The 23,206-nt window shown below is 61.2% G+C and carries 18 protein-coding genes and 2 pseudogenes; 8 read left to right on the top strand and 12 right to left on the bottom strand.

The window, feature by feature from the left end; translation table 11 throughout:
* Positions 1–139 precede the first annotated feature (139 nt).
* The 3 genes from NKI22_RS27885 (at position 140) to NKI22_RS27875 (ending at position 1,728) form a co-directional block, all read left to right on the top strand.
* Positions 140–418 (top strand): type IV toxin-antitoxin system AbiEi family antitoxin domain-containing protein, encoded by a 279-nt coding sequence (locus NKI22_RS27885; RefSeq protein ID WP_352815199.1) that lies wholly within the window; start codon positions 140–142, stop codon positions 416–418.
* A 909-nt stretch (positions 419–1,327) separates the two neighbouring features.
* On the top strand, positions 1,328–1,504 hold the full coding sequence (locus NKI22_RS27880; protein ID WP_352815201.1) for a DUF1127 domain-containing protein: 177 nt from the start codon (positions 1,328–1,330) through the stop codon (positions 1,502–1,504).
* A gap of 77 nt (positions 1,505–1,581) precedes the next feature.
* The gene (locus NKI22_RS27875; RefSeq protein WP_352815203.1) at positions 1,582–1,728 is read left to right on the top strand and encodes a hypothetical protein; all 147 of its coding nucleotides are present in this window, start codon (positions 1,582–1,584) and stop codon (positions 1,726–1,728) included.
* Positions 1,729–1,948: 220 nt separating this feature from the next.
* Here NKI22_RS27875 and NKI22_RS27870 read toward each other — a convergent pair whose 3' ends face one another.
* The 5 genes and pseudogenes from NKI22_RS27870 to NKI22_RS27850 all read right to left on the bottom strand — a co-directional run bounded on the left by NKI22_RS27870 (position 1,949) and on the right by NKI22_RS27850 (position 7,551).
* Positions 1,949–2,656, bottom strand: coding sequence for a response regulator (locus tag NKI22_RS27870; RefSeq protein WP_352815204.1), 708 nt, complete (start codon positions 2,654–2,656; stop codon positions 1,949–1,951).
* 69 nt (positions 2,657–2,725) lie between these two features.
* Positions 2,726–6,415, bottom strand: a complete 3,690-nt coding sequence (locus NKI22_RS27865; protein ID WP_352815205.1) for a PAS-domain containing protein — start codon at positions 6,413–6,415, stop codon at positions 2,726–2,728.
* Positions 6,416–6,683: 268 nt separating this feature from the next.
* Positions 6,684–6,851, bottom strand: a pseudogene (locus NKI22_RS27860) (IS701 family transposase); the annotation flags it as partial.
* Positions 6,820–7,092, bottom strand: a complete 273-nt coding sequence (locus NKI22_RS27855; RefSeq protein ID WP_352815397.1) for a hypothetical protein — start codon at positions 7,090–7,092, stop codon at positions 6,820–6,822. The pseudogene NKI22_RS27860 and the gene NKI22_RS27855, both read right to left, overlap by 32 nt.
* 162 nt (positions 7,093–7,254) lie before the next feature.
* Entirely contained in the window at positions 7,255–7,551 is a 297-nt protein-coding gene (locus NKI22_RS27850; RefSeq protein WP_352815207.1) for a nickel-binding protein, read from the bottom strand.
* 167 nt (positions 7,552–7,718) lie between these two features.
* Between NKI22_RS27850 and NKI22_RS27845 the strand changes: the two genes are divergently transcribed.
* The 5 genes from NKI22_RS27845 to NKI22_RS27825 all read left to right on the top strand — a co-directional run bounded on the left by NKI22_RS27845 (position 7,719) and on the right by NKI22_RS27825 (position 13,158).
* Complete coding sequence (locus NKI22_RS27845) at positions 7,719–9,485, top strand: winged helix-turn-helix domain-containing protein (protein ID WP_352815209.1); 1,767 nt, start codon at positions 7,719–7,721, stop codon at positions 9,483–9,485.
* 158 nt (positions 9,486–9,643) lie between these two features.
* Positions 9,644–10,573 (top strand): alpha/beta fold hydrolase, encoded by a 930-nt coding sequence (locus tag NKI22_RS27840; protein WP_352815211.1) that lies wholly within the window; start codon positions 9,644–9,646, stop codon positions 10,571–10,573.
* Between the two features lie 74 nt (positions 10,574–10,647).
* Entirely contained in the window at positions 10,648–11,628 is a 981-nt protein-coding gene (locus NKI22_RS27835) for a DMT family transporter (protein WP_352815213.1), read from the top strand.
* 34 nt (positions 11,629–11,662) lie between these two features.
* Complete coding sequence (locus NKI22_RS27830) at positions 11,663–12,724, top strand: PLP-dependent cysteine synthase family protein (protein WP_352959224.1); 1,062 nt, start codon at positions 11,663–11,665, stop codon at positions 12,722–12,724.
* Between the two features lie 89 nt (positions 12,725–12,813).
* On the top strand, positions 12,814–13,158 hold the full coding sequence (locus NKI22_RS27825) for a glutaredoxin (RefSeq protein ID WP_352959232.1): 345 nt from the start codon (positions 12,814–12,816) through the stop codon (positions 13,156–13,158).
* 515 nt (positions 13,159–13,673) lie between these two features.
* Here the strand turns inward: NKI22_RS27825 and NKI22_RS27820 are convergent.
* The 7 genes and pseudogenes from NKI22_RS27820 to NKI22_RS27790 all read right to left on the bottom strand — a co-directional run bounded on the left by NKI22_RS27820 (position 13,674) and on the right by NKI22_RS27790 (position 23,182).
* Entirely contained in the window at positions 13,674–13,931 is a 258-nt protein-coding gene (locus NKI22_RS27820; protein ID WP_352815217.1) for a pyocin activator PrtN family protein, read from the bottom strand.
* A gap of 872 nt (positions 13,932–14,803) precedes the next feature.
* Positions 14,804–16,427, bottom strand: a pseudogene (locus NKI22_RS27815) (ABC transporter substrate-binding protein).
* A 165-nt stretch (positions 16,428–16,592) separates the two neighbouring features.
* A complete protein-coding gene (locus NKI22_RS27810; RefSeq protein WP_352815219.1) occupies positions 16,593–17,951 on the bottom strand; it encodes an MmgE/PrpD family protein in 1,359 nt (452 codons plus the stop codon).
* 21 nt (positions 17,952–17,972) lie between these two features.
* On the bottom strand, positions 17,973–19,118 hold the full coding sequence (locus NKI22_RS27805; RefSeq protein WP_502897724.1) for a thiamine pyrophosphate-dependent enzyme: 1,146 nt from the start codon (positions 19,116–19,118) through the stop codon (positions 17,973–17,975).
* 8 nt (positions 19,119–19,126) lie between these two features.
* Positions 19,127–19,648: a thiamine pyrophosphate-binding protein gene (locus NKI22_RS31535; RefSeq protein ID WP_502897723.1), complete on the bottom strand. Its 522-nt coding sequence runs from the start codon at positions 19,646–19,648 to the stop codon at positions 19,127–19,129.
* A gap of 114 nt (positions 19,649–19,762) precedes the next feature.
* Complete coding sequence (locus NKI22_RS27800) at positions 19,763–20,662, bottom strand: LysR substrate-binding domain-containing protein (protein ID WP_352815221.1); 900 nt, start codon at positions 20,660–20,662, stop codon at positions 19,763–19,765.
* Positions 20,663–20,677: 15 nt separating this feature from the next.
* On the bottom strand, positions 20,678–23,182 hold the full coding sequence (locus tag NKI22_RS27790) for an FAD-dependent oxidoreductase (RefSeq protein ID WP_502897722.1): 2,505 nt from the start codon (positions 23,180–23,182) through the stop codon (positions 20,678–20,680).
* Positions 23,183–23,206 lie beyond the last annotated feature (24 nt).

Genomic DNA, 23,206 nt, shown 5'->3' with positions numbered 1-23,206 from the left:
CGCTGTGCTATCCGACATCAGTTGAAGGATATCGGCCTGTCCAGGTCGGGGACAGCACTCACGGTCGCGGCGGGAACCGACAGCCAAGCGTCGGTGAACCCACCGTGCGAAAGGCTCGAAGCGGCTGGCGACGGGGGTCATGGGCAGCGAGACGCATCTGGCGGCCCTTGCCACGACGGCGCTGATCCATTCTGCTGTTGCATTTGCCGGGACCATACGCTTCGCCGGCATCCCTTCGTCGACATGCGTCTCTAGCTGCATTGACGGACGAAGCCGCCTGCAGCGCGGCGAAGTGCGGACCCGCGATTTCACCGACATCAGCATCCCACGGTGCTATCTCTCCCGGATGTGCGAGGAAGGGCTGCTCGTAAAGCTCGGCTATGGCCGGTATCGAGCCGCTGCGTTGAAGGCGGCCTGACATTCAGGCCGCGCCGACTTCGCCATAGGATCGCGCCGCTTCGATGACCTCGCCAATCCGGCCTTCGTGGAGGGCGTCGATCGGACGTGTGCCGCGGGGGCGAGGGACTGCTCGTGAAGGCCGGTTACCGGCCGCTATCGCTGCCGTCCTTCCGAAGGCCGGTTGTTCACGCTAGCAGACCGACAGCCTATGGCGTCCGAAAAGCGATAGTGGACATTCCACTCGGTGGAACCGAGGTCTCGGGCTGATCTGACCGGAGCTTTGTGGGCGGAGCTCATGTCCGACAGTAGTCCTTTGCTCAACTATCGTTGCTGACCCGATCCGGACCTTCTTGTGGACAGATTGAGCGGCGAGCCTTGATTCCTCCGGGTTGACAGCACGGAACTGATTCGCAGAATTTTTGCCGAAGCAGAAGTTCGGCGGATTGCCTGGAAGACAAATCATCGACTTCAAAGGACGGGCGCCGGAGATGCCTTCCGCCAGCTACAACCTGCCTTAGACGTAATGGCTAATCCGATCGCCGATACCGTCATCTACTCGCTTGTACCGTCCCGCACCCTGAGGCGCGCTGGCTGAGTCCGCCGCGTCCCGAAGCTCCGCGGGCGGCTGATGTTCATGGAGCATGGCGGCGGAGAAACTCCGCTCCCGAGCACGCTGCAAAGGCGTCTTGTCGGATTGTGGCTCCCAGTGCTGCCATCTGACGCGCGGGCCAGCGTGGCTGATCTCTGACGCCGGTTTCACCATCCAGCGCCAAGAAACAAGGCGGTATTGACACCGCACGGGAAGCGCTTCTCGGCGCTGGAAACAAACGAAACACATCGCGTTCGGCGTGGAAAAACGCCTGAAACAGGGATGGTTTAAATCCAATGGCACCGCTGCATCCCGCGGCGCCAATCATGGAGTGTTGCAATGTCGAGAATGCGAGCAGCTTACGACTCTTTTCGGAATTACCGGGTTCACCGTATGGCGGAACGGGCCCTTTCGGCAATGGACGATGCCCTCCTGAGGGACATCGGGATCAGCCGGTCCGAGATTGGCTTGGTGGTCCGCGGCTTGAAGCGCGGCCAAGAAGACAAGGCGGGCTGAAATCATGAAGCTTTCATTTACGCTCCCGCTACTGGCCTGTGCGAGCGTGGCCGCCCTTCTGGCGGCTCCCGCCGCCAATGCCCATCTGCTCGGGTCTTCCGCACCGCCAAGCCAAGGCGGCGGCAGCGGTTGGAGACGATACGACAAGCGTCGAGCTGTTCGAAAACCTCGGTAGCCATTCCTATCCTCTCACCACCACCAGCCCGCTGGCGCAGGCCTATTAATTGTGGCGGCTGCGGTACCAATCCCAGATCCCAGGTGTCGAGCAGGCAGGCTTGGGTTGCGCGCCCGCCTTTCAGCGCCCAAACGTGATAGTGGAAGCTCAGCGCAACGCAGCTGAATCCCGAAACTCAGAGTTTGAGCGGGGCTATCCCTTGGAACCACCAAGTCGCAATACGTCAGCCGCAAGGGCTGAGGCGCTGGTCCACCCTGGCGGCGGCGCGCTCAAGAGTAGAGGTAACCCATGCCGCGGATCGTCCTGATCACCTCCGGCTTGGAGGGATCGACCTCGATTTTCTTCCGCAGGCGCGAAACGCGAATGTCGATGCTACGATCGAAAGGATCCCATCCGCGGTCATGGGCGAGTTCGAGCAGTTGATCGCGGTTGAGTACTCGTCCGCGATGGTCGCTGAATACTTTCAGAAGCCGGAACTCCATCGGGGTGATCGCTATCTCGAACCCCTCGGCGTTGTACAATTTGTGTGCGCCCGGGTCGAAGCGGCACTTGCCGAACTGGACCTGGTGGCCCGGAGTGCTCGCTTTCTCCGTAGCCCTTTCGCTCGCCGACGTTCTGCGCAGCACGGCCTTCACCCGCGCCAGCAGCTCCCGCAGGTCGACCGGCTTCGCGACATAGTCGTCGGCGCCAATCTCCAATCCGACAACACGGTCGACGATTTCCGCCGATCCGGTCAGCATGATAATGGCAACGTCTGTGTGCTCTCGTAGATATCGCGCCAGGGAGAGGCCATCCTCACCTGGCATTCGGATATCCAATATGACCACATCGACGTGCTGGCTATCGACAAGTTCACGCAGAGCAGGCCCCGCGTTGGCCGGCGTCACGGCGTAGCCATGATGCTCCAGATATTCCGCTACCGTGTCGCGGATATCCGGTTCGTCATCGCAGACAACTATATGTGCGTGCGTCGTCAAAATCGACCACCGAGCAACTAGCCTAATGGATAAGTTGCCCCTAAAGTGACGTGCAAATCAACGCATCTGTCAAGTATTGTTGTTGACCAGATTCGAGACAAACGAACGGAGCTCGTTAGGTTTGATCGGTTTCTCAAGATAGGGCCGTTTCGCGGCGCGCAGGAACATCTGCGCGTCCGGGCTAATCGTGTCCCCCGTCAGGAAGGCTAACCTGTCGAGCTCGGCCGGATGGAGCTTGGCAATCTGGTTGAACAATCCCCGTCCATCCATGTTCGGCATTTTCAGATCGCTCAGGATCAGCGCGAAAGTGCGGTTCTGGAGGTGCTGCAGCGCTTCTTCGCCGGATCTGGCAATGGTGACCTTGAAACCATCTCGCCTGAGCACCTCAGCAACCAGCTCACCTACTTCCTCTTCGTCCTCCACCACCAGACAGGCAATGCCGGTTGAATTCGGGACTTCGTCTTCGGCCGTTTCGGCTCGTTCGTCGAGACGGTCCGAAGCAGGCAGCGAAAGTATGAAGGTCGAGCCACCCCCCTCGGGGGATTCGACCTCGATGGTTCCTCCATGGGAATGAACGATCCGATGGCAGAAGGACAGCCCGATCCCAGTCCCGGCCCCAATCTCTTTCGTCGTGAAGAACGGCTCGAAAATGCGGGGAAGTATCTCTTTGGGAATTCCCGGACCCGTGTCGGCAACGCGGACCACTATGTTGCCGGTTTTGGGATGGAACCGCGTTGAAACCGTGATTGCCCGTCGCCCTTCCCAGCCGTGCAGCGCCTGTTCTGCATTGATAAGCAAATTGATCAGTACCTGGCCAAGCTGATCGGGATCCGCCCAGATCGGGGGAAGACCAGGTTCAAGATGAACTGTAAGCCCGATGTCCGACGATCGAATCGAATAGCTCGCCACTTCAACCGCTTCGGAAACAATGTCATCGATCGCAACGTTTGAGGTTCGCGTCGGCTGCTGTCTGGCCATCGCCAGGAAAGTCTTGACGATCCTGGCGCAGCGTTCGGCTGCCTTGCTCATCTTGTCGGCGCGTTCCACGACCTTGGCGTCGGTTGCGGTCTCCTTCAACAGCGACGACAGGCCAAGCACCACCGAGAGCGGATTATTCAGCTCATGCGCTACCCCCGCAAGCAGTCCACCGAGGGCCGACATTTTTTCGTTCTGGTGCAGCGTCTCGCGCTGTCGCTCCAATTCTTGCTGCATTTCGATACGGTCGGTGAGATCATAGGTATGGGAAACGATCACCTTCTCACCGTGGAAATCGATCAGTCGAGACGAAATCGAGCACCAGCAGGTTCCACCGTCCTTGCGTTTGAGCTGGGTTTCGAAATCGTCGACCAAGCCGGTCGCGAGCAGCCGCTCAACGTATCGCATCCGCTCTGAAGGATCGACATAGTAGTCGACGGCGCTGGTGACGTCGCCGAGCAGCTCAACGGTGGCGGGACTGCGGTAGAGCAGCTTCCCGTCATGCGCGCGGGTCATCTGGATGTTGACGGGGCAGGCTTCGAGGACCTTACGGACCAGTTCATCCGCTTCCTTGGCGGCCTCCTCGGCGCGCTTGCGCTCTGTAATGTCGACACGGGTGACCACGAACCCGCCTTCGCGGGTCGGACAGTTCGAGACGAAAAACCAACCGCCGTCTGTATGACGGAATTCCTGTTGCCGGAACTCGCGGCGGTCCCTTGCCCTCTCGGCGAGCCAGTCGTCGATCTTGTCCCGTGGAACCGGAAACTGGTTGCGCTCTGCGGTCACGCGGAGGAACTCGAACCAGTTCACCCCGGGAACGAGCACATCCGCGCTTATCGCGTGCATCTGGCGGTACCTGCTGTTGGCCAGCACCAGGCAATCGTTCTTGTCGTAGAGAGCAAACCCTTCGGCCAGAGATTCGATCGCGTCGATCAGCCGCTCGTTTGCCTTGCGCGTTTCTTCCTGGGCGGTGATCATGTCGGTGATATTCGTCGTGTTCGACACTATGACCTGCCTTTCCTGGAAATCGATCAGGCGAGCGGAAATCGAAGCCCAGAATATCTTGTTCTCCGTGTCATATTGCTGGACCCGAAAATCATCGATCCTGCCCTTTTCGATCAGGGTGCGCTCCAATATTGCGCTACAGTGTGGATCGACATAGTAGTCTGTTATTTGAAGGCGATCGCCGTAGAGATCTCTGGTGGCAGGATTGCGGTAGAGTGTCTCTCCGTCGAATGTGGTCATGCGTATTGGCGAAGGGCAGGCATCGAGCACCTTTTGCAGCAGTGCCGTGGCGTTGCGCTCGGCAGCCTCGGCCTTCTTGCGCTCGCTGATGTCGGCGCGCGTTACGACGAAGCCGCCAAGATCGGTGGGATGTATCGATACCGAGTGCCATTTGCCGTCGGAGAGGGGGACCTCGAAAGGGGAGTGGAACTCGATCCGGCCTTGAATCCGCTCGTCGAGCCACTGATCCTCGCGCCCAACCGCATTGCGGTACACGCCGCGCCTGGCGGATTCGCGAAGCAGTTCGTTCCATTCCACGCCCGGCTCAAGGAGATCCCGCACCGGCTGGTTCAGCTCGCGGTAAAGACTGTTGCACATGACCAGGCGGTGATCTTCGTCGTACAGTGCGAATCCCTCGGAGAGTGATTCAACGGCGTTTGCGAGCATCTCCCGCGCCGCAGCGACTTCGCCGTCACGCTTCTTCTGCTTGGTCACATCGGCGATGCCGGCGAGAACCACTCGCCGGCCCTGAAACTCGACGATCCTGAGGTTGCCCGTGGCCCAGAACTCTTGCCCGTCGGGTCTTCTAAGAAGCGCCTCGCAATTTTCGACGACACCCTTTTGCATGAGCTCCCGATTGATTTCGCGGTATTTCTCGGGGTCGACAAAGTACTCGTCGAGCCGCACCGCCTCGCGTTGCGCCTTTTTGCTCCATCCAAGCAGCCGTTCGGCAGCATTGCTCTGGTAGATGAGTTCCCCCGAACTTGCGTCGTTCATCCAGACCGGCAATGGATGATGCTTGATCAGGAAGCCGAACAGGTCTTCGCGCTGCTTCCGTGCCGTGATGTCCAATACCCCGATGATGAGTGAGTGGCGCCCGCCATAGATGCCGCGACGGCAGTTGGTAGAGCACCAAAGGGCCGATCCGCTTGTGTTTCTAAGCTGGATTTCGTGATCCCGCACGATCTCGCTGTTGCTGGCGAGAGAACTGATTTCATCGAAGTCGCCAGTATTCACGAAATGATCCGTCAGGAATTGCGGCTCATGCGGAGTCCACTTTCGGCCAAGCAGGTTCGACGCATCGAGGCTTTCGTAGAGGATTTGCCCGCTTGCCGCGTCTACCACCCAAACGGGCAGCGGGTGACTGTCCGTGATGCAGCGGAATATCTCCGCGTTTTCCCGGTGCGCGATCTGCGCTCGCTTCATCTCGGTAATGTCGACGCTTACCAGGGCCATGCCACCCTCCAGCCGAGGATGTGCCGTGAGCAACTTCCACCGGCCGTCCAAAGTCTCCGCTTCAACTGGACCCTTGTCGATTTGCATCCAGCGCGTCGCGGCGCTTTCAGCGAACTCGTTGCCCGGCTCAATGAGGCGGCCGTCGAAATGTTTCAGATGTGAGAGGGCTTCGGCGACTGCGGCAATGGCGTCTATGGGCTGCCTCTCGCCGCGGTCGAGCCGCTGGCCTCCAAATATCTCCGGATTGCTACCAACGAGGACATTGTTGGCGTCAAAGAGGGCATAGCCTGTGTGTGTGGAGGTAACCGGTTTATCAGGCCGCATGGTCGTTCCCTTGTTCGCGTGATCTCCCAAGGGGCCGATAATAGACCCTCTTTGTTTCAGCACACATTCAGCCGCTGCGTGATTTGTTTCAACTGTTTCGACGCGTGGGAGTCTTCGCCGGAGCAGACGTGAAAACGAATTCTATCCAATGCTCCAGAAAAACGGTCGAAACACGAATGGCCTAGTACTACAGTTGCGGGTGTGTCGATGCCGTTTGTAGGGACAGGTGGTGGCCGCGGCCTGATGTCGTCGTTTCGTTCGGTTTGCTCTATGCGCTGCGGCGAAGATCAGCCGATAGCTTCGAGAGGAATGCCAGGGCGGCCATGCACAGGCTCATGTGGCGATGCCATCCATGCCAAGACCGAGCCTCGCAATGATCAAGTCCGAGATCATCCTTGGCGCGCTCAAAGCACTCCTCGATCGCCCAGCGCAGGCCGCCACTGCCGCCAATTCGCGCTTGAGCTGAACATCCAGTTCTGACGGTCGTCGGTGGCGACATCGCAACCCACGTAGTGGCGCAGATACCAGTTCACTTCATCGGGATTGTCGGTTTCGAAATTGATTAACCGACTGGGGTCGAGGCCATGTTTCCGGGCGACGCCGGCCCAGCTCTCCGGCGTATCGTGATCGGTGACGCGATACGTGAACGAAGCGCCCGGCCTGTAGGTCCGGGGCAATGGAAGGAGCGGCTTTCATTCGGTTCTGAGATGTGCGCCCAGCGGCATACGTATCGGCATGGTCCATTCTCCGTTGCCTCGTTCAGGTGCCAAGGGCGGTCTCCGCGCTAGGGGTGAGCGCGGAGCCGTTGCTAGGTGTCCGTACGCAATTAACGGGCGCCGTCAGGCGGCACTCTTCTCGGGGTCGGCGCGGATGACGACCGTGTCGATGATCGGCAGGATCTCGGCGGCCGGCATGCCGACGCGGGCGGCGTGCTCTTTGATCGATTCGGGATCGCTTGCCTGGTAGATGCAGACGGTGCCGACACGACCGTCGGCTTCGTGCACGACGTAGCTGCGGATCCAGCGGATGCGGTCGGGCATTTCCTCGTTGCCGATGCGCGCCGACTTCGCTCCGGCCTTTTCGAGTTCGCCGAGGTTTGCCCAGGCGCTGGGGCGGCGGATGGCATACATATCCATTGTGGTTCTCCGTGATTGGCTACTTGTCCGGCAGCTCCGGCTGCCCGTCACAGCGGCGTTTCCGCAGCGATTTCTGTGGTATAGGGGGGAGCTGGGCTTGCGTCCTTACGCCGGCCTGAGCATTTGCTGATCTTGACCTGATTGTGCGAGCGACCGGGAGATCGTCGATGGGGTTTGAATTTGGTCTGTTCCGGCTCGATGAGCCGGGTCGCATCCTCTGGCTGGCCGAGCGCGAGGTGCCGCTGCAGCCACGGGTCTTCGATCTGCTCGCCTATTTGATCCGCAGCCGCGAGCGGGTCGTCTCCAAGGATGAATTGCTCGATGCGCTCTGGCCCGGCGTCACGGTGACCGAGAACTCGCTGCAACGTGCAGTCAGCTCGCTTCGCAACGCCTTGCGCGAAGGCAGCATGGAAAACGCGGTCCGGAATTATCCGCGTAACGGTTACCGCTTCTGTGTCGTCGCGGATGGCGAGGTCCCGGACCTGACCACGGCTGTTAGCCCCGTCCGCTCGCGCGATCAAGTGGATGCCGCGCGGCAAGCAGCGGCCGCGCAACGCTGGGACGATGTCGTCGCTTTGTATGCCGAAGCCGACGCTGACGCGTCTCTGGCGGCCGAAGACCTTGATCGCTGGGCCGCAGCGCTGCAGTCCTTGGGCAGGCCGGCCGACGCGATTCCGCTGCTGGTTCGCGCCGTCGCGGCGCATACCGAGGCCGGTGCCGACGATCCGGCCGCCGCCTCCGCCGTAATGCTATCGGTGATTCACTTCGAGCGTGGTGAGGTTGCCGTCTGCAAGGGTTGGGCCGCGCGTGCAAGGAGCCTTATCTCGGGCGATCCAGACTCCCTCGCTACCGGCCGCGTGCTTTGGTTGGAGTCGCGTATTGCCGCTTTCGACGGCGACCAGCGGCAGGCTCTCGGATTGGCTGAGGCCGCCTACGAATTCGGCCAGCGGCTGGGTGATGTGACGTCAAAGGTCCTGGGCCTGATGTACCGCGGCTTCTATCGCCTCAGCCTGGGAGACACACGCGGCGGTCTGGCCGATCAGGATCATGCAGCGGCGATCGCCCTGTCGAGCAAGGTGGATCCGATCACCGGCGGTGTTCTCTACTGCAATATTCTGTGGGCCTGCCGCACTTTTGGAGACTGGGCACGGGCGAACCAGTGGACGATCGGCTATCAGCAATTCTGCAACGACAACAGCATGGCGTTCTCGGGTTCGTGCCAGCTGCATCGAGCCGAGGTATTGGGCATTCGCGGGTCGCTGCACGATGCCCTGGTTCACATCAACGATGCCTTGGCGCGTCTCGGCGAGGATGCGCCGTGGGCGCTTGCCGATGCCTATCGCGTGCTTGGCGATATCCACCACGCCATCGGCGATATCGATGCGGCTCAGGCCGCCTACGAGAAATGCTATGCGCTGGGGTGGAGCCCGGAGCCCGGACAGGCCATGCTGCTTCTGGAACAGGGGGATGCCAACGCCGCATATGCCAGCCTCGAGCGCGGTCTCATCGGGCAAAGCTGGTGGACCCTGCAGCGGCGAGGCATCCTGCTCGCCCATCTGGCCGTGATCGCGGTGCATGCCGGCCGATTAGACGATGCACAGGCACTGATCGACGATCTGTCGGGCCAGGACGAGCGCTGGCCGATGCCGTCCATCCGTGCGTTGACCAACGAAGCTGCGTCGCTGCTTGCTCGGACGCGCGGCAATGCCAGCGAGGCGCTTCGTCATTTGTATCTGGCGCGCCAGCTATGGACGAGCGTTGAATCGCGCCTGCATGCTGCGCGCTTGCGGCTGCAGATCGCTGACGTCCAACTGGAACTCGGCGATCAACGAAACGCTGGCGCCGAAATACGGGCAGCGATTGCCGCAGCCGATGAACTCGGCTCGGAGATGCTGCGGCGGCAGGGCCGGGAACTCCAGCGCAGGCTTGTCTAGCCCGTGGGTCGCCAATGCCTATCGCTCGTCGCTTGTGTGTCAGTTACCCGATACAAAACCCTCGAAACAGAAATACTTGAGCCATCTCTCTGACATTCGGCCGAAACCGGGCCGGTGTTTACCGTGCGTCCGACAACAACGGCGAAACGGTTCAGACCATGTATGGCGAGTCATTCCAGAATCCTCAGGTAGCGGAGATCGGTTCCGGCTTGGGAATGCATCCCAATGCTGCGGGTCGGGGCTTCCTGAAAGTCGAAGCAGCCTCGATTGAGTATAAGGAGTGCGGCAACGGCCCTACTGTGGTGCTCGTGCCCGGCTCGTGCAGCACTGGAGCCGCCTGGCGTTCGGTGGTTTCGCATTTGGGCGATGGCTTCCGCTGTGTGACGACCAGCCTGCTCGGCTATGGTGAAACGGACGAACGCCGGACGATGGCCGACGCGTCGATCGATCATGAATGCCATGTCGTCGAACAGGTTATCAAACGGGCTGGCGGACGCGTCCACCTGGTTGGCCACTCATTTGGAGGGCTGGTGGCCCTCGCGGTCGCTCTTCGAGGTCACGCCGCACTGGCGAGCCTAACCATCCTCGAAGCGCCGGCAGTCGGCCTACTGCGCGGCGAAGGCGACGAGAACCATTACCGCGATTTCATTAATCTCACCGACAGCTACTTCCGCTCATATCGGAACGGCAACCGGGAAGCGATCGCAGCCATGATCGATTTCTACGGAGGTCCCGGCACATTCGATTCGTGGCCCCACCGGGTTCAGTCGCATGCCGTTGAAACGACTGAGGTCAACATGCTTGACTGGACTGGCGCCTACGCATTCACGCCTTCCGACGCCGCGCTGTCGGCCCTTGCCGTACATACTGAGATCATCGTGGGCGCAATGAGCCGTCGAGCCGTGCAGCGGGCAAACGAGGCGGTGATGCACCGCATTCCAGGCGCTGTTCTGTGGGAGATCGAGGGTGCCGCGCACTTCATGATCGCCACTCATCCCGAGCAGGTTGCCAAGATCATATCGGCTCGTGTCGATGACGCTGACCGGCGTGCAGCCACGAATGGTAAGCTAAAGATCAGCCAGCGGTAAGGACTTGCTCCGCAAACCTCGGCTATCCCTCAACAGTCATTTCAACGAACCGAGTGCACCGGATCTGAGCTGTCATGTCCTCACGCGACCCAAGCCTCCTGTCCACCGTTGCTGTCGTAGACGTCGCAGCTTTGACTGCTGGCGGAGATGCCGGCCAGACTTCATTGCGGCAGGCTACGGCGTCTGACCTAGGTGGTTATCTGTGGGGGCTCGGCGCCGCCGCCATCTGGAGCGGCTGGTGGACCGTCACCAGCTCCGGTGTGGCCGGCGGACTTTCTGCCGCTGATCTGGCTGCGGTTCGGTTCGGCATCGCTGGCCTCGTGCTGCTCCCGCTTGCCTGGCGCTCCCGACAGGCGGTCACTCGGGTTGCGCCATCGTTATTGCTGTTCATGGCGCTCGGCGCTGGTGCTCCCTATGCGCTGGTCGCCGGCACCGGCGTCATGCTGAGTTCAGCCGGAGTGGGTGGTGCGATCACCGTGGGAATGCTGCCGGTCTTCACCTTGATCTTGTCCGTGCTGATTCTGCGAGAGCGGGCGAATAAGCGCGTGGTTGCCGGCATCGGATGCATCCTCGTCGGGGCGGCATGCGTCGCGGCTGGGGCATGGAGCGCTGGCGGAAACCGATGGGGCCTGCTTTTCTTTGTCGTCGGCGCCCTGATGTGGGCAGGCTATACGGTGTCGATGCGGCGGGCTGGCTTGCTGCCGCAGACGACCGCTTCGGTGGTCTGCGTCGCATCGCTTGTGTTCTATGTCCCGGTCTGGGGCTTCACAGGCGGCCCTGAGCGACTGCTAGCGGCTGTTCCTAGCGACCTGCTGTTCCAGGTGCTCTACCAATCGCTGCTTTCGGCGATCGGTGCGCTCTACTGCTTCGGCCGGGCCGTCGAGCGCCTCGGCGCGACGCGTGCCTCTGTTTTTGCCGCGATCGTTCCGGCGTTTTCAATGGTGATTGCCGTCGTGCTGCTCGGGGAGTCTCCGAGCACCATCGAGATCATCGGTTCGGCGCTGCTTTCAATCGGAGCGGTCGCTGCGGCGCGCAGTCGTCCCCCCAAAGGCTGACATGCTGAACATCCCCTCTTGAAAGGATCTTATGATGTCCATCCATGACTCGATACTCGACACCATCGGCAACACTCCGATTGTACGGCTGCACCGCCTGTCGCCGGAAGGCTTCGAACTGTTCGCCAAACTCGAGGCATTCAACCCGCTCGGCTCGGTCAAAGACCGGTTGGCGCTGGGTGTGATCGAAGCCGCCGAGCGCGACGGGCTCCTCAAGCCCGGCCAGACAGTGATCGAGGCGACAAGCGGCAATACGGGCATCGGCCTCGCGATGGTCTGCGCACGCAAGGGCTATCCTCTGGTTATCGTGATGGCCGAAAGCTTCTCTGTGGAGCGCCGAAGGCTGATGCGCTTCCTTGGCGCGCGCGTGATCCTGACGCCGGCCTCGGAGAAGGGCACGGGCATGGTCGCGAAGGCACGCGAACTCGCGGCAGCGAATGGCTGGTTCTGGACCCGCCAGTTCGAGAACGAGGCAAACGCGGACGTCCACAGCCGAACCACTGCGCAGGAGATCCTGCGTGATTTCGGCGGCAGCGGACCGGACTACTTCGTGACCGGCGCCGGCACCGGCGGCACGTTGAAGGGCGTGGCGCGTGTGCTGCGGTCAGAAAGCCCTGCCACCCGAATCGTCGTCGCGGAACCCGAGAATGCACCGATGCTGGCTAGCGGCGTCGCTCAGAACCACCTGGATGACGGGACACCTGCCGAAAGCCATCCGCTATTTCGCCCGCATCCGGTGCAGGGCTGGTCTCCCGACTTCATTCCCCGCCTGACCGGCGATGCGATCGAAGGTGGATTTATCAATGCTATCCAGCCCGTGAGTGGCGCGGAATCATTGCGCCTCGCTCGCGAGCTCGCGCGGCAGGAGGGCATCTTCTGCGGCATCTCCGGTGGTGCGACTCTGGCTGCGGCGCTTGAGATCACCAAGGTCGCCCCAAGGGCAGCCGGATCCTCTTCCTGGTTCCCGATACCGGCGAGCGCTATCTCTCGACCCCGCTATTCGAGGCGATCGGGCAAGAGATGGACCCCGAGGAACTGGCGATTTCGAACTCCACGCCGGGGGGTCGTTTCGGCCCTCAGCCGGCAAAGCCGGTAGCGGCAACGCTTGCGCCTGTCGAACCAGCGCCTGCCCGGGCTCGCGACTTCGTAGCAGAAGCGATCGCCGACCCGAAGCAGCCGGTCGTGATGTTCGCACTTGAGTGGTGCGAATTCTGCTGGGCGGTTCGCCGGTTTCTCAAACACATGGGTGTCCGGTTCCGCTCGGTGGATCTCGATGCAGTTGCCATGCAAAAGAGCGGCCTTGGTGGCGAAATCCGCAAGGAGCTACTGGCTCGCACCGGCCAACCAACGATCCCGCAGATCTTCGTCGGAGGCGTACATGTCGGAGGTGCCGTCGATGTCCTGGCAAAACACGACAGCGGCGAACTCGAGCCGCTGCTGCGCGCGGCTGGCGTTGTTCCGGCTGGCAAAACGGAACTAGTTGGGCGCAGCTATCTGCCCAAGTGGCTGGCGGCTCGCCCGGCAGCATAGTGTGGACTGCTTCGAACGGCGACGCGTCTGTCACTATAGGCATAAGGGCACAAATGTGACGTGTCCGACAGCGCGCTAGTTCGCCACGACGATCCTTTATCCTGCGTCATACAAATTGGATCTCGGCGACCGGCTAAGTACGGCCGCCGGGATTCGCTCGTCGACGGCGGCTGCTAATGAACTCGGCTCGGAGATTTTCCCACGCCAGTGCTGGGAACTCCAGAGCAGGCCTGGTTGGATCGGGGATGCCGTCAACACCGTCATCGGTCCGGCTGCTGATGATTGGTTCTGCTCAACATGGTGGCGATCAAACTCAAGCAGATCGTCCGAGCAATCCGCAAGGGTCGGTTCGCGACGCCCGTTGCATGAATGCCAATGGCAAAATCTGGCGCAACCGCGTCGGCCAGCGGGGTCGCTTGGATGTCGGCTTTCAGGAGCGGAAAAGGAGCCCTCAACGGCCGCGATACGGCGCGAAGCGGATCTTCCTCAGCATTATATCTGCATTTTCCAACCGCTCATCTGGAAAACTCCCTCTGGGCCACCTGTCTGCGCTTATCAAGGTAGTCTGCCAAATCCTGCAAATGCACACCCTTGGCACATTTCTGACTTGCTTCTATTCGCATGAGCGGCAGGGCAATGTCGCCTGAACTGAGCTTGCGAAGAAATTTCGGGAGCGTCAGGTGCGAAAAGAAATCGCGACGGACCTCATCGAGCGGAATGATGGCCTTGCCATTGTATTGTGCCATGAGCAGAAAAGCGGTGTTGAGTGACATTGATGGTTACGCTTTGAAAAATAGAATGAAATGGGTCACATATCATAGAGACCGGCAATGTCAGTCTGTCCAATCTCAGTGTGGTTTAAAAACTGTAGGTAAATGATTGAAAAATATATGAAGTTCGCCGTCGCGCCGATGATGGATTGGACGGACGTCGCGAAAAGCAAAGTATATTCAACAACTTAATGGGTATCAGTTCCTCGAAGTTGTACTCCTGTCGTACTCGTCGGAGCGCTTGGGTAACATCGGGCGCGTTTCAGGTTGCATGACCTGGAGCGGTATTTGAACCTGCGACGTTCAGGTTGTGAGTTTTGGAGCCGGAACGCCGGGGCCGTAGCGTCCAAGTATAATGTCCCGTTTCCGCCTTACGCCCACAGTGCCATACCCGTCCTTGCTTGCGTTGCGCTCGTTTCCGCCGTTTGCCTGGCCAACGTCATGGCTGTCCACCAGAATGACCAACACCAGTGGCGGTACCGATTGGGAAGATAGGGTTGGCAAGGAAATGCGATGTCCTCTCAGTTCACGGAAGCGGACCGCCAGTTCCTAGCAGCGAGATCTATAATAGCTGACATTCAGTTCTGCGCGAGTAGCGTCCTGATCTGACCCTTCTCGGACATTTGTCCAAGCAAGACCAAGGGGAAATTCTGGATCCGAAGCAGACGTTCCGACAGTCGGCCTCCAGCTGCCTATTGGCAAACTGGTCGGACGGCCTCTTATGCTAGGAGACGGTTCCTTGCAATTCTCAATTTGACTGAGCATTTTGCAGCCAAGTGGAATCACTTGGCGTCGCACAAATGCGGCTAAAACAAAGAGCTAGAGCGGGATGCCTGGTTCAATTTGAACGCACCCCGCTCAGGATTCGTTCTGACTCAGGCGTCTTCGTCCAGCCAGACATCCTCGAAATTCTGTTCGAAGGTTGGATGGATGCCGTAGTTCTTCACCGACTTCGTCGAGTGATTGTAGATCTTGCGCCAGTAGGGCTGGATGATGACGCCGGACTCCTGCAGGATCTTCTCGATGTCGACCATCAGTTCGCGTCTCTTGTCGACATCGGCGACCCTCAGCGCCTTGCCGATCTTCTCATCGAGATCCTTGTTGGAATAGGCGGATTCGTTCCACGACTCGCCGGTACGATAGGCGAGCGCGATGACCTGCACACCGAGCGGGCGCATGTTCCAGTTGGTCATCGAGAACGGATATTTCGTCCAGTCGTTCCAGAAGGTGGAGCCCGGCAGGACGGTGCGCTTGACCTTGAAGCCGGCCTCGCGGAGTTGGGCTGCGATCGAATCGGCGGTGTTCTTGTGCCAGTCCTGGTCGAGCCCGATCAGTCATCAATGCCTTGGCCTTGGCGATGTCGCGCGACACTTTCGGCAGTTCGGCGTATTCAGGATGGATGGCGCAGACGTGATGGTTCTCGCCGAGCGTGCCGGCATCGCCATAGCCAAGCTTCAGCACGGTTGCATTGTCGACGGCAAGCTGGATGGCCTGGCGCACCTTCTGGTCGTCGTAAGGCTTGTTGTTGACGTTGGTGCGCGCCACGATGGTGTTGGCCGTCACCACCTCGTGCTTGACCAGAACCATCTTGTCGAGAATGTCGACATAGTCCGCCGTGGTTTCGTAGTTGGTGTTGACCTCGCCGGATTCGAAGGCGCTGATCATCGCGTTGGCCTCGGTGCCGTAGTCGATGAACTCGATGCCGTCGAGATGCGCCTCGCCACCCCACCATTTGCCGTTGACGCGGCGCTTCAGCACGACCTTCGAGCCGACATCGTAGGACACCAGCTCGAACGGTCCGGTGCCGATCGGATTCTTCACGAAATTGCTGCCCATTTTCTCGTAGTCGCGATGCACGATCAGCGCTGGATAGTCGGAGAAGCCGGCAATGATCGAGATGTCGGAGGTCGGCAGCTTCAGCTTGATGGTGTACTCGTCGACCTTATTGATGGCCCCTTCGAGCGGCTTGCCGGTCTTGGCGTCGATGAGCGCGCCCATGCGCGCCGCCATCGAATTGCCTTCGGCCGACTTGTCGCACCAGCGCGTCAGGTTGAAGACCACGTCATCGGCGTTGAAATCGTCGCCATTGTTCCATTTGACGCCCTGGCGCACCTTCAGCGTGTATTCGGTGGCGTCGTCGTTGATCTCCCAACTTTCGAGCAGGATCGGCTTGAAGGTGAATTCATTGGTGTATTTGACCAGCGGCTCAAGCGTCTGCCGGGTGACATTGGCCATTTCGGACCAATCATAGGTCCGCGGGTCCTTCTGTTCCTTGACGTTGGTCGCGACTTTCAGCACGCCGCCTCTTTTCGGTTCCTCGGCCCGCGCAACCGTCGGCGCGGCGAGGCCAAGCATTGCGTAAGCCGCGGCTGTCGTGGCGCCGAAAGCGCTGGCGATCGCCAGAAACTCACGGCGGTCGACCGCCCCTGCCTTGGCGCTCTCGGCCATTGCCTCGACGAAATCAGGAATGCGGCCGCCGTCGGTCTTGAACATTGTCATCAAACTCTCCCCGTGGTTTCAGTCCCTGATGCGCTGTTGCTTGCAGCGGCTTTGTTGGCTCATCGTAGACATTGGCCAGCGGGATGGGATCGAAAAGAATTCAGCGCCGGCTGAGAATAATTCCGGCCTGGTGCGGCGATCGTCCGCGCACGCGCCTGGCGCGTGTCAGCGGTCGAGCGGCGCGACCACCAGATCGATCAGCCGGCTAAGACCTTTGCTGTCCAGCCCGTCGAATGACAGCGCCATCGCCTCCATGTCGTCGGCCCGGTTCTTGCCAATCAAGCCATCGGTGAAGGTCGCATATTTCCGATGGAATTCCTCCGCGCTCATCGGATTGTCGCGATCGCCTTTCGGCGTGCGCGGCTCCGACATGATCTTGCGTCCGTCCTTGAGATAGAGCGTCACGTCGGCCCAACGCTTGCCGACGCTGATACGGGTGTAATGTTCAGTTTCGACGAGATCGGTGGCGTTGGAAATGCGGCGGATTTCCGCGTCCTGCAGAACCTCCGGCCGAAGCTCCTGCGGCCCAATCTTGCCACGCACGATCATCGTCGCAACAGGGAACGCGATCGAATAGCTCATCTCGTCCAGCGTCTTCGGATTATGGCCGGCAAGCCGCACCGCATAGTGAAAGGTCTGAATGCGGACGCGCTCTACATCTTTGCTGGACAGGTTGTCGTCGCGCATCAGGTCGCGCGCGGCATCGATCGAGGGATGTGCCCAGCGACATACCGGATAGGGTTTGTACGAGGTGTCTTCGATCACGCGCCAGGCCTGTCCGAGATCGCGCCACCAAGGGGCGGCGGCTTCTCCCTCGGCTGTGATCGCCGGTGCACCGGTGAAGCCGAGTTCCGCCATATAGGCCGCCATGACGCCCGACGGCGCGCCCCAGCCGACACCGTCGCGCAACATGGTCGGGAAATCGATGCAGCGCATCATCTGGCTGCGCGGACCGTGATATTCGGCGATGCCTGCGGCATGGCGTATCTGCTCCTGGCTGAGCCCCAGCAAGCGGGAAACACCAGCCGCCACGCCGACCGCGGTCCATGCTCCAGATGTATGGTAGTCGGAGACGGTACCGTGAAGCGTCAGCCCGGCGCGATAGGCGATCTCGTAGGCGACAGTCAGTGCAACCATCAGGTCTTCGCCGGAGATAGCGGCACCTGATGCCCTGAGCGAATCCGCAACGGCGAGCAGCGCCGGAAACACCGCCGAGCCGGCATGGCCTTTGCAAGGGCTGGTGGTGTCATGCCCATCGATGGAATCGATGGTGAAGGCACCGGCAAACGCCGCTCCCGCTGGGCTGACCGAGCGTCCGTCGAAGATCATCCGCGCCGCGCCGATTTCCGGCGACGAACGCCACAGCCGATCGGCAATCTTCCTGGTGATCGAGGAGATCTCCGTGGTTGAACCCACCGCCGCCACTCCGAGCGTATCGGCAAAACTGCACCTGACGATGGCGCGGACCTCTTCGGGAATGGCGTCGTATGTCAGGCTGGCGGCAAAATCGGAAAAACGGATCACTTTGAAAAACCTCCTGCAGTCTCAATAGGAAAGGCGCCGCTTGAGCGTTCGCCGACCGTTCAAGGCGGATACGGTCATGTTCGGGCCGAGATGGTCCGCGCCAACCTTCACGTGGATGACCGCGGCCTTGCCGCTCGCCAGCGCGCGTTCGAAGGCAGGTGCGAACTCGTCGGTGGTTTCTACCGTTTCGCCATGGCCGCCATAGCCGATCGCTACGGTGGCGAAGTCGGGATTGGTGAGGCCGGTGCCGGAGTTGCGCCCCGGAAAAGCGCGTTCCTGATGCATTCGGATGGTGCCATAGGATCGGTTGTCGACGATGATGAAGATAGGATCGAGGCCGTACTGGATCGCGGTGGCGAACTCCTGGCCGTTCATCAGGAAATCGCCATCGCCGCCGACATAGATTGCGGGCGCGTCCGGGTCGGTGATCTTGGCGGCAACCGCCGCTGGCACGCCAAAGCCCATGGCGCCGCAGACCGGCGCCAGCCCGCCGCGAAACCGGCGATAGCGGAAATGGATGTTGGGCCAGTCGGACGCATTGCCGGCGCCGGTGGTCATGAACGCATCAGCCGGCAGCCGCTGGCTGAGTAAGCGCATGACCGCGCCCATGTCGACGGGGCCGGGCTGCGGAACGAGCTCGAGCATGGCTTCGTAGCGGCGGCGCGCGGAGGTGCAAATCGCAGTGCGTCTGGGATGCTCCTTGCTTGGAACCACGGCTACGGCGGTAGCAAAGGCGTTGGGGTCGGCCTGCACCAGAAGATCGGCCTGGTAGAGCCGGCCAAGCTCCTCGGCGCCCGGATGCACGTGGACGAGCCGGCAGTGCGGGGTCGGCGCCGGAATGAGTGAGAATTTCAGCGTCGTACCGTCATCCAGTCGACTGCCGACGGCAAGGATGAGATCGGCTTCGCGGCAATAATCGTTGGGCATAGGCGCGCCGCCGAAGCCAAGATTGCCGACGTAATTTGGATGGTCGTTTGGAAACAGGCCCTGGCGGCGGAAGCCGACAGCCACGGGAAGCTCGAGATTTTCCGAAGCCTGGATGATGGCGTCATGGCCGGCTTGCGTCCAGTTGGCGCCGCCAAGCAGCAGCAGCGGCCGTTTCGAGTGCGCGAGCAAGGCCTCGATCGTGACCATGTCGGAAGCCAATGGCGCGACAGGCGTCGCCATCGCCGGTTTCAGGTCGGGCGTGTCGCTTCGGCCTTGAGCACGTCTTCCGGCAGAACCAGAACCACGGGGCCGGGTCGGCCGGAAATCGCGGTTCGCCAGGCCCGGTTGACATATTCGGGGATGCGCGACGGGCGATCTATTTCCGCCACCCATTTGCTCATCGGGCCGAAAACACGGCGGTAGTCGAGTTCCTGGAACGCCTCGCGGTCGCGATGCGCCGTCGGGATCTGGCCGACCAGCAAGATGAGCGGCGTCGAGCCCTGATAGGCGGCGTGCACGCCGATCGCGGCATTCATGGCACCCGGACCGCGGGTGACGAAGCAGACGCCCGCATCGCCGGTGGCGTCGGCGTAAGCCGTCGCCATGAAGCAGGCGCCGCCCTCTTGGCGACAGGTGACGTAGCGGATGGCGTTGGCGTGCTGCCACAATGCGTCGAGCGCCGTCAGGTAACTCTCACCGGGAACGCCGAAGACCGCCTTGCAGTTGTTCTGCAAGAGCGCGCTGATGAGAATCTGACCGCCGTTTCGCAAGATTTCCTCGCTTTTCGCGCGACCGTAGGGGCGCATCCGAAGCGTCTCAATCGGATAAAATTTCGGCACCGATGAATTTGATTTCGATCCGCGGCAAAGCCAGGACCAAGCCCGTCACTCGGCCCGAAGGCCTGTGCTGAGCGACAGCAGCCAAGCTTTGAAATGCTTGACGCGGGCGAGCCCCGCCGATCGTTTCGGCGCGATGAAGTAATAAGCGCCGCCGGTTCGCACTTCTTCCGCAAACGGCGCGATCAACGAGCCTCGTTTCAACAGGAGATCGCCATAAGGCCGCCGGTTCATCGACACGCCCATGCCTTCGCTTGCGGCAAGTAGAGCGTGGGAGCGGGAATCGAACATCAGTTTCGGTGCCCGGTTGGAGCCCGGGACGCCCATTTTCTCGAACCAGAAATCCCATTCATGCGGCTCATATTCGCAACCGATCAGGCGCCGCCCGAGCAGGTCCTCCGGCGTCTCGATAGGGCCGCTGTGGCGCAAATAGTCCGGTGAGACGACCGGCGCGATGACCTCGTCGATCAGCTTTTCGCACATGTGTTCCGCAGGTGCCGCCATGGCGTAGCGAATGTCGACGTCGATGCTGGAACCGGAGAACTCGATCTCGTCCGGTTTGGTCATCAGCTTGACGGTGATCTCGGGATTGGACGACAGAAAATCGTCCAGCTGCGGGATCAGCCACATCTGCGCCAGCGACTGGAACAGATGGATGGTCAGGCTGCCATTCTTGGTGTCCTGCATCACCGACAGTGTGCTCGCCTCGATGCGGTCGAGCGCATCGCCCAGCCCTTCGAGATATTTCTCGCCGATCTCGGTGAGTTTCAGGCCGCTCTGCTCGCGCAGGAAAAGCCTGGCGCTGACGAAGGTCTCGAGCGACTTGATCTGATGGCTGACGGCGGAACTCGAAATCAGCAGCTCTTCGGCGGCGTCGGCCAGGCTGCCAGCCCGTGCCGCCGCCTCGAAAGCCCGCAACGCGGCAAAGGGAGGTAACCGCCTTGCCATTATTTTCGCAACTCCTCACGCACCGGAACCGACTGCTCCAGCCGCGGCACCTATAGGGGGTTTCCGGAGGCGGTGGAAGATTTGGATTTTGGATGTGGTGTCGTCACATCCGCATGCGCAGCCCTTGCGGGTCATAGCGCGGTCCGTCGGATGCCGACGCAGTGCGGCGCTTGCCGTTGATCTCGACCTCGAAGCCGGCGCCGGTCTGGGCGACATGCGACTTAAGATAGCCGAGCGCGAGGCTTTCATGCGTCGCGTAGCCATAGGCGCCCGACGTGACATAGCCGACATAGACTTGTCGCGGAATACCGGTTCGCCGCCGCTGCAATCGGCGTCACCCGCGTCGACGGTCAGCGTGACAAAGTGCTCGACGGCGCCTTGCGCACGATGTCCGCGCGCCGCCTCTTCGCCGATGAAGCCCGAGCGTTTCCAGTCGACGAAACGATCCATGCCGGTCTCCATGACCGTGTAGTCCGGCGCGAGATCAAGGCCCCAGCTCTTGAAGGCCTTTTCGATGCGCAGGCTCGCCAGCGCCCTGCTGCCGGCCGGCACCAGGCCAAGGTCGGCGCCGGCCCGGAGCAGCGCATCGTAGAGGCCAGCCTGGTACATTGCCGGCGTGTAGATCTCATAACCGAGCTCGCCTGAAAACGAGACCCTGAGAACAACGGCATCGGTCGCTCCCTGGATCTCCATGCGCCTGACCGACAGGAACGGAAACGCTTCATTCGACACGTCACTGTGCGTTACCTTGGCCAGAATCTGCCGCGCGTTCGGCCCGGCAAGCATCAGGCCGCTCCAGCTGTCGGACAGGTTGTCGACCGATATGCCCGGCGTCTTGTGCGCGTCGAACCAGCGCATGTGCTGGCCCTGCATGGTGCCGGCGCCAAGCAGCAGATAGCTGCCGTCGTCGAGCTTCGAAACGGTCAGGTCGCCGGTCAGCCGGCCCTTTTCCGACAGCATTGGCGACAGTGCGACAGCGCCGGATGGCTCGGGGATCCGCCCCGCCAGCAGCCACCGCAGCCAGCCGGACGCAGCATCGCCCGAGATCCGGTATTTTGCGAAGGTCGATATCTCGAACAGACCGGCAGCACTTCGCACCGCCTTGCATTCCTCGCCGACTGTCTTCCACCAGTTCTGGCGGGCGTAGCCGAAAATGTCGCGCTGTTCGTCGCCCTGGCGGGCAAACCACAGCGGCTGCTCCCAGCCATTGTTGAAGCCGAAGACCGCGCCCCTGGCCTTCTGCGCGGCGTAGGCCGGGAATGTCCGCAACGGCCGGCCGGCGGCGCATTCGAGATGCGGGTAGGGGCGTTCCTGCCGGTTCTCGTAATAATATTTGGTCCGCTCGAAGGTGAAGCGCTTGCCGGCCCAGCGGCCGAAGCGGGCGACATCCCAGAAATTCACGTCCATCTCCGGCTCGCCGTCGACGATCCATTCCGAGATCACCTTGCCGATGCCGGCGCCCTGGTTCAGGCCGCTCATCACGCCGCAGGCGCAGAAATAGTTCTTCAGCTCCGGATGCGGTCCGAGCAGAGGTTCAAGGTCGGGCGAAAAGATCATTGGCCCGTTGATGACGCTCTTGATGCCGGCTTCGCCGAGGCACGGCATGCGGTCCATCGCCACCTCGAAATTGCGATCCATTCGGGCCAAATCGTTGGGCAGCAGCTCATGGCCGAAATCGAGCGGCGTGCCGTCGAAGGCCCAGTGGTGACAAGTGCTTTCATAGGCGCCGAGCAGGATGCCCTTGCCCTCCTGGCGTGAATAATAGCCGGCTTCACTCTCGCCGATGGTCGGCAGCTCGTGATCCATTGCCTCGATTTCGGGGATCGCTTCGGTCACCAGGTAGTGATGTTCGACCGGCAGCAGCGGCAGCCTGATGCCGGCAAGCGCGCCGACTTCTCGCGCCCACAGGCCGGCGGCGTTGACGACGAAGTCGGCATGGATGGTGCCGTTTGGCGTCTCGACATCCCAGCCGCCATCGGCGCGCGGTGTCGTCGCGGTCACCGGCGTGTGGCGATGGATTTTCGCGCCGAGCTTGCGCGCGGCGGCAGCAAAGGCGTTGGTCGCCGATGATGGGTCGACATGGCCCTTGATCGGTTCCCACAGCACCGCCTTGAGGCTTCTGGTGTCGAGGACCGGTGCGCGCTCCTTTGCTTCCTCGAAGCTGATCCATTCCGCTTCGACGCCGTTGCGCCGCGCGCGGGCCCGGGCAATGGCCAGCGTGGTGACCTCGTCGCTCGATGCCGCCAGATGCATGCCGCCGGTCGGGTGGTAGCCGACGGCCTGGCCGCTTTCCCGTTCGATCTCCGGATAGAGATTGATCGTGTAGACCTGCAGCCGCTGGGCGTTGGACGGCCTGGTCAGCGAGAACAGATTGCCGGCGGCGTGCCAGGTCGAGCCGGATGTCAGTTCAGAGCGCTCCAGCAGCACCACATCCTTCCAGCCCTTTTTGGCCAGGTGATAGAGGATGGCGCAGCCGGTTATCCCACCGCCGATCACCACCACGCGGGCATGTGTATCCATTCCGTCAGAAATCCATTCGTTTGA

The organism is Mesorhizobium sp. M0778 (assembly GCF_040320105.1).
GTDB lineage: Bacteria > Pseudomonadota > Alphaproteobacteria > Rhizobiales > Rhizobiaceae > Mesorhizobium.
This window is presented reverse-complemented; position numbering and strand designations above follow the sequence as displayed.

Coding starts and splice junctions, on each gene's coding strand:
- NKI22_RS27880 (WP_352815201.1), top strand. CDS start 1,328: ATGTCGAGAATGCGAGCAGCTTACGACTCTTTTCGGAATTACCGGGTT.
- NKI22_RS27875 (WP_352815203.1), top strand. CDS start 1,582: ATGCCCATCTGCTCGGGTCTTCCGCACCGCCAAGCCAAGGCGGCGGCA.
- NKI22_RS27805 (WP_502897724.1), bottom strand. CDS start 19,118: ATGGCGACGCCTGTCGCGCCATTGGCTTCCGACATGGTCACGATCGAG.
- NKI22_RS27830 (WP_352959224.1), top strand. CDS start 11,663: ATGTCCATCCATGACTCGATACTCGACACCATCGGCAACACTCCGATT.
- NKI22_RS27825 (WP_352959232.1), top strand. CDS start 12,814: ATGTTCGCACTTGAGTGGTGCGAATTCTGCTGGGCGGTTCGCCGGTTT.
- NKI22_RS27840 (WP_352815211.1), top strand. CDS start 9,644: ATGTATGGCGAGTCATTCCAGAATCCTCAGGTAGCGGAGATCGGTTCC.
- NKI22_RS27835 (WP_352815213.1), top strand. CDS start 10,648: ATGTCCTCACGCGACCCAAGCCTCCTGTCCACCGTTGCTGTCGTAGAC.
- NKI22_RS27885 (WP_352815199.1), top strand. CDS start 140: ATGGGCAGCGAGACGCATCTGGCGGCCCTTGCCACGACGGCGCTGATC.
- NKI22_RS27850 (WP_352815207.1), bottom strand. CDS start 7,551: ATGGATATGTATGCCATCCGCCGCCCCAGCGCCTGGGCAAACCTCGGC.
- NKI22_RS27820 (WP_352815217.1), bottom strand. CDS start 13,931: ATGTCACTCAACACCGCTTTTCTGCTCATGGCACAATACAATGGCAAG.
- NKI22_RS27800 (WP_352815221.1), bottom strand. CDS start 20,662: ATGGCAAGGCGGTTACCTCCCTTTGCCGCGTTGCGGGCTTTCGAGGCG.
- NKI22_RS27845 (WP_352815209.1), top strand. CDS start 7,719: ATGGGGTTTGAATTTGGTCTGTTCCGGCTCGATGAGCCGGGTCGCATC.
- NKI22_RS27790 (WP_502897722.1), bottom strand. CDS start 23,182: ATGGATACACATGCCCGCGTGGTGGTGATCGGCGGTGGGATAACCGGC.
- NKI22_RS27865 (WP_352815205.1), bottom strand. CDS start 6,415: ATGCGGCCTGATAAACCGGTTACCTCCACACACACAGGCTATGCCCTC.